Below are 11,515 nucleotides of genomic sequence, written 5' to 3' on the forward strand. Positions count from 1 at the left end.
AATTTGGATTGTTTTTAGTATCAATAGTTGCTGCATGAAACATTTTCTTTTTTCCATATTGTTGGTGTTCACTCTTTGTGGATATTCCCAAGAAGACCAAACTCAAAAAACATATGGAGATAAATATCTGGAAGATCAATTCTACATTGGTCTTGGTTTTAATATATTATTAAATAAACCTACAGATGTTGCACAGACCAGCTTATCCTATAATTTACAGGCAGGCTTTATTAAGGATATCCCCTTTAATTTGAAACGAAATTTTGGAATCGGCCTTGGGTTTGGGTATGCCACCAATTCATACTATAGCAATATAGTGGCGGAGGAGGTTAATGGTAATGTTGCTTATACAGTTGGAGGTGTGGAAGGATTTAGGAGGAGTAAATTTGAAACACATGCTGTTGAACTACCTTTTGAATTGCGTTGGAGAACTTCCAATGCGCAGGATTACAAGTTTTGGCGAGTGTATACCGGGGTAAAATTGGGATATGTGTTTTCTGGGAGATCTAGATTGTTGACAGATGTGGAGAAATCAGGATTTGCCAATGACGACATCGAGAAACTTCAATATGGGCTAACGGTAAGCTTTGGATATAATACTTGGAATGTACATGCGTACTATAGTTTAAATCCATTGTTAAAAGATGGTGTCATGGTCAGTGGGGGTGAAGCTATCGACCTTCGCGTGCTCCGTATTGGGGTTATTTTCTATATTTTATAGCCAATATTTCAGCGTAAAGAGCTGTGAGCATACCCCTATTAAAAAACCTATCAATAATTCTACCCTACTATGGGCCCTAAGATATAATCTGGAAGTCGCTACAAGGCCGGTAATCAAGGTAAAAATACTTATTGCGAGGGTAATATTGATTTCAAAATGGATGCTCAGCCCAATCATAAACATGAGCAGACTGCCCATACCTAAAAGATGCATGCTTGTCTTGAATTTTAAGAACAATAGAATCAAAGCGGCTCCAGTTGCTGTCAACAAACCTGTGAAAAAGTAAAACAGTTCGTGTACGTAGTTGTTCGGGATTACTTTGTAAAGAATCATCAGTAATAAAACACAACTGATATACAGCGGATACTTTCGCTCTTTGATTGTGGGCAAAAAAATAGAACTAATTACCCCAAGATTTTTAAGAATTAGAAAAAATATGATGGGAATAATTACAGTCAAAATAAAAATAGGGAGAATGTTCCCGCTTTGAATCTCCAGCGAACTTGCTTTTGGTGTAACCAGAAAGTAAAACACTGTTCCACCAATAGGAACGAACAATGGATGAAAGATATAGGAGACGATATTGAGGAAGTGGCGCATCAGATTTGCTTTCTAAGCCGTGCGACCGGGATTCCCAATTGTTCCCGATATTTCGCTACCGTTCGGCGGGCAATAGGATATCCACGTTCCTTTAGCAATTTGGCCAATTTATCGTCGGTTAGCGGTTTTTTCTTTTCCTCTTCACCTATTACGGTTTCCAATATTTTTTTGATCTCCCTAGTTGAAACATCTTCCCCTTGCTCATTTTTCATGGATTCGGAGAAATATTCCTTAATTAATTTGGTGCCATAAGGGGTGTCCACATATTTGCTGTTGGCAACCCTGGATACGGTGGAAACATCCATTTGAATCTGATCCGCAATATCTTTTAAGATCATTGGGCGTAGATTTCTTTCATCGCCACTTAAAAAGTAATCTTTTTGATAGTTCATGATGGCGTTCATGGTGATGTATAATGTCTGCTGCCGTTGTTTAATTGCATCAATAAACCATTTGGCAGCATCCAACTTTTGTTTGATGAATAAAACAGTATCCTTTTGTGATTTCGATTTCTCTTTAGAGCTTTTATACCCTTGCAGCATATTACTGTATTCCTTGGAAACATGAAGTTCGGGCGCGTTTCTGCCATTTAAGGTGAGTTCCAGTTCCCCTTCAACAATTCTAATGGAAAAATCCGGTACAATATGCTCAATAATTCGGGTGTTTCCTGCATACGAACCTCCCGGTTTGGGATTTAATCGTTCAATCTCGGAAATGGCATCTTTTAGCTCTTCTTCCGGGATATGGTGTTTTTGCAACAATTTGGAATAATGCTTTTTGGTGAATTGGTCGAACGACTTTTCCAATATGGAAATTGCCAGATCAATGGAAGGTGTTTTTTCTTTTCGTTTCAGTTGAAGAATCAAGCACTCATCCAAAGAACGAGCTGCCACACCGGGTGGATCCAACGCTTGAACCGTTTTGAGGACATCCTTTATTTTCTTTTCCTCTACATAAATATTCTGGGTAAAGGCCAAATCGTCCATAATGTCCGTCAATGGCCTACGTATATAGCCACTTTCGTCCACACTGCCTACCAAAAACTCTGCGATGGCCCATTCTTCATCATCCAAATAGACTGTATTGAGCTGGTTGATCAAGTATTGGTTAAAAGACATTCCAGCTGCATAAGGAATGCTTTTTTCATCATCGTCGGGGCTATAATTGCTAGTTTGGGTTCTATAATCAGGAATCTCATCATCGCTCAGGTAATCATCAATGTTGATTTCTTCGGCGTTGATGGTTTCACTGTCAGCTGAATCATCGTAGGTGTCATCATATCCATCCTCCAGGCTATCATTTTCAGCTTTTCCACTTTCCAGTGCTGGATTTTCTTCCAATTCCTGCTTCAATCGCTGCTCAAAAGCCTGTGTGGGCAATTGAATCAGCTTCATCAGCTGAATTTGCTGAGGAGACAGTTTTTGGGAAAGCTTAAACTGTAAATGTTGTTTTAGCATGCGGATTAATTTGCAATCTTCCTTCTTATAAATTTAAGAATTCAATTTAGAACTCGGCATTCTGTGGAGTTCTGGGGTATGGTATTACATCTCTAATGTTGCCCATTCCGGTGGCAAACTGGACCATTCGTTCAAATCCAAGGCCAAATCCGCTATGAACAGCAGTTCCAAAACGTCTTAAATCCAAATACCACCATAACTCCTTATCATCAATGTTCAAATCTTTAATTTTCTGCTGCAGTACCTCTAAACGCTCTTCACGCTGCGAACCTCCAACAATTTCTCCAATACCGGGAAACAACACATCCATGGCCCTAACCGTTTTTCCATCTTCATTTAATCGCATATAAAATGCTTTTATGTTAGCTGGATAATCAAAAAGGATAACAGGGCATTTAAAATGTTTTTCCACTAAAAATCTCTCATGTTCACTCTGCAAATCTGCGCCCCAGTCATTGATCGGGAATTGGAATTTTTTCTTCTTATTGGGCTTACTGTTCTTTAAAATATCAATAGCCTCTGTGTAAGTGACGCGTTTAAAGTTGTTGTCGACCACAAACTTCAACTTTTCAATAAGGGCCATCTCCGAACGCTCATTTTGAGGCTTCGATTTTTCCTCATCCAAAAGACGTTTTTCCAAAAAGTCCAGGTCATCTTGACAGTTTTCAAGCACATAACCAATAATGGATTTGATAAAGTCTTCGGCCAAATCCATATTGGCATCCAGGTCATTAAAGGCAACTTCTGGTTCTATCATCCAAAATTCAGCCAAGTGCCTCGAGGTATTTGAGTTTTCGGCCCTAAAAGTTGGTCCAAAGGTGTATACTTTACCTAGGCCCATGGCATAGGTTTCAGCCTCTAATTGCCCGGAAACTGTAAGGTTGGTCTCCTTTCCAAAGAAATCTTGGGTGTAATCCACATTGCCATTGTCATTTAATGGTAGGTTCTTGGGGTCTAAGGTACTTACGCGAAACATTTCACCTGCTCCTTCCGCATCCGATCCCGTAACAATGGGAGCATGCATGTAGTAGAACCCATTTTGCTGAAAATAGCTATGGATAGCAAATGACAAAGCGGAACGAACCCGCATCACCGCCGAAAACGTATTGGTACGAACCCGTAAATGTGCTTTTTCCCTCAAAAACTCCAACGAATGCTTTTTGGGTTGAATAGGATAAGTTTCTGGATCCGCCGTACCGTGAACAAAAATGTCGGTAGCTTGAATTTCAACGCTCTGTCCTCGTCCTTGACTTTCTACCAGTGCTCCCTTAACTTTTAAGGCAGCTCCAGTGGATACTTGCTTAAGCAAACTCTCATCAAAATTCTCAAAGTCAACCACGCATTGTAAATTATGAATGGTGGAACCATCGTTCAATGCGATAAAACGGTTGCTACGGAAGGTTTTTACCCATCCGTTCACTTCTACATTTTCTCCTACAGGTTGCTTTTTGAGCAGTTCGTTTATGGAATAAGAGTTCATTTTAATTTGTCCTAAAATTAAGCGGTAAAGATAGCTTTTTGATAAAAAATCAAGGCATTCCGAAGGTATATTTAGTGGGTAAAGAAGCTATTTATCCTTGGTGCCTACTTCTTCTTTTGGTAAAATATTGATCTGTGGCTTTTTGAGCACTTGTTTGTTGGCTATATTTCTTTCCAACGAAAGCAATAGTGATGGTAACAGAATTAGGTTTGCAAGCATGGCAAAAAGTAGCGTTGCCGAGACTAATCCTCCCAAGGCTTTGGTACCCCCAAAACTTGAAATGATAAAAACCGAGAACCCGAAGAAAAGCACAATGGAAGTATAAAACATACTTACTCCCGTTTCTCGAAGTGCAGCATAAACGGACCTTTTTATGTGCCATTTGTGTGTGGCCAGTTCTTGACGGTATTTTGCCAAAAAATGAATGGTGTCATCAACCGAGATGCCAAAGGCGATACTAAATACCAAAATGGTGGAAGGTTTTATGGGAACACCCAAATATCCCATGAGTCCAGCTGTGATTACCAAAGGTAAAAGGTTTGGTATAAGAGAAATAACAATCATTCGGAATGAACGAAACAAGTAGGCCATAAATAGAGAGATCAAACCAATGGCCAGTGCAAGTGAAAGCAAAAGGTTTTTTACCAAATACTTGGTTCCTTTTAAGAAAAGCAATGCTTTTCCGGTCATAAATACATTGAACCTTTCAGAGGGGAAGATTTTGGTGATGGCTTGCTGAATGTCTTCTTCAATTTCTTCCATTCGGTCAATTTTTACATCTCTCATAAATGTAGTTACCCGAGCGGTTTGACCGGTACTGTCGACAAAGCTTTCCAAAAGATTACCATCATTTTCCGATTTGCGGGCAACATCCATGATAAAGGTGTTCTCTTGGGAAGTGGGCAGTTGATAATATTTGGGAATTCCGTTGTAAAATGCTTGCTTGGAATATTTGACCAAATTCACTAATGAAACAGGTTTCGAGAGTTCTGGAATTTCTTCAATTACTTCACCCAACCGGTCCATTCGCTTTAAGGTTGCAGGTTTTGAGGCTCCATTTTTTCGTTTTGTATCGACCACGATTTCCATGGGCATTATGCCATCAAATTCCTCTTCAAAAAAGCGGATGTCCTTAAAATAATGGGTGTCTTTTGGCAGGTCTTCGATGCGACTACCGGTGATTTCGATTTGATAAATCCCAATAATGCTAAGGATCAGGACTACAACGGTGGTAATGTAAACTCCGATTCGATGATGCCTGACCATGCGCTCCATCCAATTGACAAACAGGTCGATCCATTTTTTGTTTAGATGCTTTAAATGCTTCGTTTTGGGGAGCGGCATAAAACTATAGAGGATGGGGATTATTAATAAGGATAATATGAAAATGAACAAGATGTTGACCGAGGCTACTATACCAAATTCTCGCAAAAGGTCACTATCCAGAATTATGAATGTGGCGAATCCTGATGCTGTGGTAATGTTGGTCATCAAGGTGGCATTTCCAATTTTTGAAATGACCCGCTGCAGCGAAAGTGCTTGATTTCCGTGTTTTTTAACCTCTTGCTGATATTTGTTTATCAAAAAAACACAGTTAGGGATTCCAATAACAATGATCAAGGGAGGAATCAATGCTGTAAGGATAGTAATCTCAAATTGAAACAAACCTAAAAATCCCAAGGCCCACATCACGCCAATAATTACTACGCACATAGAGATCAAAGTGGCGCGGAAACTCCTGAAAAAGAAAAAGAAAATAATTGAAGTTACTAGAAGGGCCGCACCAACAAACAATCCGATTTCATCAACTATAGCCTTGGCGTTCCATGTTCTTATGTAGGGCATTCCGGAAACATGAACATCAAGATTGGTCTCTTCTTCGAAGTTCTCGACCAAATCGGCTAGGTCATTCAAAATAAACTCATTTCGAACCGTGGTGTTCATGATGTCCTTATCTAAATAAGCAATTGTCTGGATGGTTCCGCTTTCTGCATTGTAGATAAGATTATCATAAAATGGAAGTTCATTGAAAAGATGATCTTTGATTTGATCCACCGCACTTTTAGTTTTTGGAGCTTCTTTTATGAGTGGCTCCATAATAAAAGCCTGCTGCTCATTGTCTTTTAGCAAAACTTTTAGGTTGTCAGTAGATACAACGAAGTCAATTTCGGGATAAGCCTCCAACTGTTTGCTCAGTTTGTTCCAACGGTTAAATTTGCTTGGAGTGAACAAGGAGGAATCGCGAACTCCAAGGACTATTGCATTGCCTTCTTCGCCAAAAATATTTTTGAAGGTATTGTATTGGATTGTGGCAGGATGATCATCGGGAAGTATATTGGCCTCAGTATTGGAAAATCGCATATGTTTCCATTGCAGGCCTAAAAAAACCGTAACCGCAGCTACGCAAAGCAGAATAAGAATTCTGTTTCTTAAAATTACGCGAGCGACCTTTGGCCAAAATCCTTTAGTTAGCTTAGCTACCATACGGGTTTTATTGGGCGCAAAGGTAGAAAATGATCGGTTGTGTTCCTAGGGAATGCAGGTTGATCTACCGTAAGATTATACCTTCATTATTTCGGCTTCCTTGATTCCCAAAATCGCATCTACTTTTTTGCTGTAGGTATCGGTGAGATCTTGAACATCAACTTCCGCATTCTTTAGTCTATCTTCGGAAATGTCCAGGGATTTAAGCTCTTTGTTGGCTTCCTGTCGGGCACTTCTAATACTTACTTTGGCATCTTCGGCCTCAGATTTAGCTTGTTTTACCAACTGAACCCGTCGTTCTTCCGTAAGCGGTGGAACATTGATGATGACCATTTCCCCATTGTTCATTGGGTTAAAGCCCAAATTGGAATTCATTATTGCCGTTTCTATTTCTGACAGAAGACTTTTTTCCCATGGCTGCACGGAAATGGTTCGGGCATCTGGTGTATTAATATTGGAAACTTGTGAAAGCGGGGTCTGGGAGCCATAATATTCTACCATTACAGTGGATAACATTACCGGGCTTGCTTTACCAGCCCTAATTTTTACCAAAGCCTTTTCCAAATGGGAAATACTACCATCCATACTCTCTTTGGCGCTATCTAGTACAAAGGTTACTTCTTCTTCCATATTTTAAAACTTTAATTTGCTGCAATCAAACTATATGCCAATTTAAACATTGACCACGGTTCCTATATTCTCTCCTGAAACTATTTTCATAAGGTTTCCCCTGGTGTTCATGTCAAAAACAACAATGGGAAGTTCGTTTTCCTGGCTTAGGGTGAAAGCAGTTGTGTCCATTACTTTAAGCCCTTTTGAAAGCACATCATTAAAGGAAATAGTGTCAAATTTGGTGGCTGTCTTGTCCTTTTCTGGGTCCGATGTGTATATGCCGTCAACCCGCGTTCCTTTTAGGATAACATCGGCCTTTACTTCAATGGCTCGGAGCACTGCGGCAGAATCGGTAGTGAAATAAGGGTTTCCGGTTCCTCCACCAAAAATCACGACCCTTCCTTTTTCTAAATGTCTAATGGCTCTTCTTCTAATGAAGGGTTCGGCAACTTCATTGATTTTAATTGCAGATTGCAATCTGGTTTCCACACCTTTCAGTTCCAATGCACTTTGCAATGCCAGGCCATTAATTACTGTGGCCAGCATCCCCATATGATCTCCTTGCACCCGATCCATTCCCTGTCCGGCCCCTGACAATCCTCTGAAAATGTTTCCCCCGCCTATTACAATAGCGACTTCAACGCCTTTATTGATAACGGCCTTGATATCCTCCGCATATTCAGATAGGCGATTGGCGTCAATGCCATATTGCTGTTCGCCCATTAAGGCTTCTCCACTTAATTTTAGTAAAATTCTTTTGTATTGCATTGAGATATGTTGAAGTCCGGACAAAAATAATCAAAATTATTTACGACTGATTGTCTGAATTCAAGATGATTTTGAAGAATATATGAACAAAAAAAACCATCCTATATAGGATGGTTTTTTTAAAGTTTTGATATACTTATGGTTACCCTAAAGCAACTCTGGAAAATCCGGTAACCTCCAAACTGGAGTCTACAGATTTTACGTATTGAGCGACACTTTGCTTGCTGTCTTTGATGAAAGCTTGGTTAACCAAAGTGTTGTCTTTAAAGAAACGCTTCAATTTTCCTTTGGCAATATTATCCAACATTGCTTCTGGCTTACCTTCTTGACGCAATTGATCTTTGGCAATCTCAATTTCTTTGTCGATAACCGATTGATCAACACCTTCTTCATTCAAAGCAACAGGATTCATTGCGGCAGCTTGCATAGCAACATCTTTGGCGGCAGCGGCAGCTCCATCAACAGCAGCTGATAAACCAACCAAAGTGGCAATTTTGTTCCCAGCGTGTATATAAGAACCTACGAAAGGGGCATTCAATTTTTCAAATCCACCGATTTCAATTTTCTCACCAATTACACCTGTTTGCTCGGTAAGTTTTTCCGCAACTGTCATTCCATTGAATGAAGCATCTAGGAAAGCATCCTTATTGTCGAAACTTAGGGCAAGGTCGGCCAAATCGTTCGCAAGAGTAACAAAGCTCTCGTTTTTCGCTACAAAGTCTGTTTCGCAATTCAACGAGATAATAACCCCAGCAGAATTATCAGCGTTTACCTTTGCGATAGCAGCACCTTCAGAGGAATCTCTATCTGCTCTTTTTGCAGCTACTTTCTGTCCTTTTTTTCTAAGGATTTCTATTGCTTTGTCAAAATCACCATCTGCTTCTACCAAAGCATTTTTGCAATCCATCATGCCGGCTCCGGTGGCCTTTCTTAATTTATTTACTTCTGCGGCGGTAATCTTAGCCATTTTTTCTCTTTTTAAAATTATTTTAAGGAAAACACTTATGGGTGTTTTGTTTATGTTAAATCAGTTTTGGTTATTCAACACCACCTTTGGCGTTGTCTTGCCATTCTTTTAGTTCATCCCATTTACCATCGGCAGCCATTTGGGCTTGCTTTGGCCATGAGGTAGGATCTAAATGAGCCATTCTTGAACTAGCTTCGGTCAAAATCTCTTTGATTTTTTCGGGATCAGCTTTTGCCAATTTTGCAAAAGTGTCAATACCGCTATTTACCAATGCTTCGGCTGCTTTTGGTCCAGCTCCTTCAATCTTTGTTAGATCATCAGCTTTACCGGTTTCAGCCTTTTTGGCTTTGGTTTCTTTCTTTTCTTCAGCTGGTGCTTCCTCTTTTTTAGGGGCAGCTTCTGATTTTTCCTCCTTAGCAGGCTTTTCAGCTACAGGAGCTGTTTCAGCTTTAGCGGGAGCAGCTGCTTCTTTAGCAGGAGCTTCCTTTTTTGGAGCTTCTTTGGCTTCTGCGCCTTTTTCTTCTTGCTTTTCACTTTTGCGTTCAGCCAAACCTTCAGCTACCGCTTTGGTGACTTCTGTCATAATCGCCTCAATCGATTTTCCGGCATCATCATTTGCGGGAATCACATAATCGATTGGTCTTGGGTCGGAGTTGGTATCTACCATCGCAAAAATTGGAATGTTCAATTTTTGGGCTTCTTTTACCGCGATGTGCTCACGCATAGTATCCACGATAAAAATTGCTCCTGGTAAACGAGTCATATCAGCTATAGAACCCAAGTTCTTCTCCAATTTCGCACGCAAACGGTCAACTTGCAGTCTTTCCTTTTTAGAAAGGGTGTTGAATGTACCATCTTTCTTCATGCGATCGATAGCAGCCATTTTCTTAACCGCTTTACGAATGGTTACAAAGTTGGTCAACATACCACCTGGCCATCTTTCAGTGATGTAGGGCATGTTCACATTGGATACTTTTTCAGCAACAATATCCTTTGCTTGTTTTTTTGTGGCTACGAAAAGAATTTTTCTTCCGGATGCAGCAATCTTTTTAAGCGCCTCGTTGGCTTCTTCGATTTTTGCTACAGTCTTGTAGAGATTGATTACGTGGATTCCGTTACGCTCCATGTAGATATAAGGAGACATGTTCGGGTTCCACTTTCTTGTTAGGTGTCCAAAATGTACACCTGCTTCCAATAAGTCTTTGACTTCAATTTTACTTGCCATTTTTTTGTAATTAGTTTACGTTCCGTTGTAGTAGCAATGGATCGGTGGTTGCAAAATTTGCGCGCCCTACCCATTTAGATGCTAAACTAAATTCCAAAAAGCCGATTTTTTGCTCTTTGGAACAACGACAACTTGGTTAAAAATATAACCCTGAAATTTTTTCAGGGTTTTCAATGAACTTTATCCTAAAACCAGTCTAGGATGTTTTATAATAGATACCGAAAATAAATCCGATATAATATTAACGTTTAGAGAACTGGAATTTCTTACGGGCTTTCTTTTGACCGAATTTCTTTCTTTCCACCATTCTTGGGTCTCTAGTTAACAACCCTTCTGGCTTAAGAACCGTTCTGTTCTCTTCATCTATTTCGCACATTGCTCTAGACAATGCCAAACGAACAGCTTCGGCCTGACCAGTGATTCCTCCTCCATAAACATTGACCTTAACGTCATACGTATCTTCCGTGTTGGTCAATGCAAAAGGCTGCTTTACCTTATACTGTAAGGTGGCAGTTGTGAAGTAATCTTTTAAATCTCTTTTGTTTATGGTAATGTTCCCTTTTCCTTCGGAAAGGTATACTCTTGCTACAGCAGTTTTTCTTCTACCAATCTTATGAACCACTTCCATTATTTGTAGTCGTTTAAGTTTATTGCTTTTGGTTTTTGTGCTTCTTGACCGTGCTCAGAACCGGCATAAACCTTTAAGTTTCTGAACAAATCGGCTCCCAATTTGTTTTTTGGAAGCATTCCCTTAACGGATTTCTCTATAATTCGCTCTGGGTGCTTTTCCAACAATTCTTTAGCAGAAGTGGAGCGTTGTCCGCCTGGATAACCAGTGTACCTTTGATACTCCTTATCATCCCATTTGTTGCCAGACAGATTGATTTTCTCCGCATTGATAACGATAATATTATCGCCACAATCAACATGGGGAGTAAAATTGGGCTTATGTTTTCCTCTAAGCAACTTGGCTACTTTTGATGCCAATCTTCCTAGCGTCTGTCCTTCGGCGTCAACCAACAACCATTGCTTATCAACGGTTGATTTATTGGCAGAAATAGTCTTATAACTTAATGTGTCCACTTCTAGAATATTATTGATTTAAAAACCTATCCCGCTAAACGGGCTGCAAATGTACAATTATTAGATTGAATTACAAATGGTTGATTTGGAATTTTTTTACTTTTTCCATTCAGCGGCG

Annotated in this window: 11 protein-coding genes; 1 reads left to right on the forward strand and 10 read right to left on the reverse strand. The window is 39.9% G+C overall.

The window, feature by feature from the left end; translation table 11 throughout:
- Positions 1-34: 34 nt before the first annotated feature.
- Positions 35-721, forward strand: coding sequence for a porin family protein (locus ACULLG_RS06330; protein ID WP_452125928.1), 687 nt, complete (start codon positions 35-37; stop codon positions 719-721).
- On the opposite strand, the gene ACULLG_RS06335 is transcribed toward ACULLG_RS06330, so the two are convergent.
- The 10 genes from ACULLG_RS06335 to rplM all read right to left on the reverse strand — a co-directional run bounded on the left by ACULLG_RS06335 (position 716) and on the right by rplM (position 11,397).
- Positions 716-1,321 carry a hypothetical protein gene (locus tag ACULLG_RS06335; protein ID WP_452125929.1) on the reverse strand — a complete coding sequence of 202 codons (606 nt, stop codon included), beginning with the start codon at positions 1,319-1,321 and terminating at the stop codon, positions 716-718. The genes ACULLG_RS06330 and ACULLG_RS06335 overlap by 6 nt on opposite strands.
- Positions 1,321-2,778 carry an RNA polymerase factor sigma-54 gene (gene rpoN, locus ACULLG_RS06340; RefSeq protein WP_452125930.1) on the reverse strand — a complete coding sequence of 486 codons (1,458 nt, stop codon included), beginning with the start codon at positions 2,776-2,778 and terminating at the stop codon, positions 1,321-1,323. The genes ACULLG_RS06335 and rpoN overlap by 1 nt, the downstream gene beginning before the upstream one ends.
- Positions 2,779-2,824: 46 nt before the next feature.
- Positions 2,825-4,258 (reverse strand): asparagine--tRNA ligase, encoded by a 1,434-nt coding sequence (gene asnS, locus ACULLG_RS06345; protein ID WP_452125931.1) that lies wholly within the window; start codon positions 4,256-4,258, stop codon positions 2,825-2,827.
- Positions 4,259-4,345: 87 nt separating this feature from the next.
- Complete coding sequence (locus tag ACULLG_RS06350; protein ID WP_452125932.1) at positions 4,346-6,742, reverse strand: efflux RND transporter permease subunit; 2,397 nt, start codon at positions 6,740-6,742, stop codon at positions 4,346-4,348.
- A gap of 75 nt (positions 6,743-6,817) precedes the next feature.
- A complete protein-coding gene (gene frr / locus ACULLG_RS06355) occupies positions 6,818-7,372 on the reverse strand; it encodes a ribosome recycling factor (protein WP_452125933.1) in 555 nt (184 codons plus the stop codon).
- Positions 7,373-7,414: 42 nt separating this feature from the next.
- Positions 7,415-8,122, reverse strand: a complete 708-nt coding sequence (gene pyrH / locus ACULLG_RS06360) for a UMP kinase (RefSeq protein WP_452125934.1) — start codon at positions 8,120-8,122, stop codon at positions 7,415-7,417.
- A gap of 142 nt (positions 8,123-8,264) precedes the next feature.
- Positions 8,265-9,089 (reverse strand): translation elongation factor Ts, encoded by an 825-nt coding sequence (gene tsf / locus ACULLG_RS06365; RefSeq protein WP_452125935.1) that lies wholly within the window; start codon positions 9,087-9,089, stop codon positions 8,265-8,267.
- Between the two features lie 70 nt (positions 9,090-9,159).
- On the reverse strand, positions 9,160-10,314 hold the full coding sequence (gene rpsB / locus ACULLG_RS06370; protein ID WP_452125936.1) for a 30S ribosomal protein S2: 1,155 nt from the start codon (positions 10,312-10,314) through the stop codon (positions 9,160-9,162).
- 241 nt (positions 10,315-10,555) lie between these two features.
- Positions 10,556-10,942: a 30S ribosomal protein S9 gene (gene rpsI / locus ACULLG_RS06375; RefSeq protein WP_452125937.1), complete on the reverse strand. Its 387-nt coding sequence runs from the start codon at positions 10,940-10,942 to the stop codon at positions 10,556-10,558.
- Complete coding sequence (gene rplM, locus ACULLG_RS06380; protein WP_452125938.1) at positions 10,942-11,397, reverse strand: 50S ribosomal protein L13; 456 nt, start codon at positions 11,395-11,397, stop codon at positions 10,942-10,944. Before rplM ends, rpsI begins: the two co-directional genes overlap by 1 nt.
- Positions 11,398-11,515: the final 118 nt, after the last annotated feature.

The organism is Flagellimonas sp. 2504JD1-5, assembly GCF_053618295.1.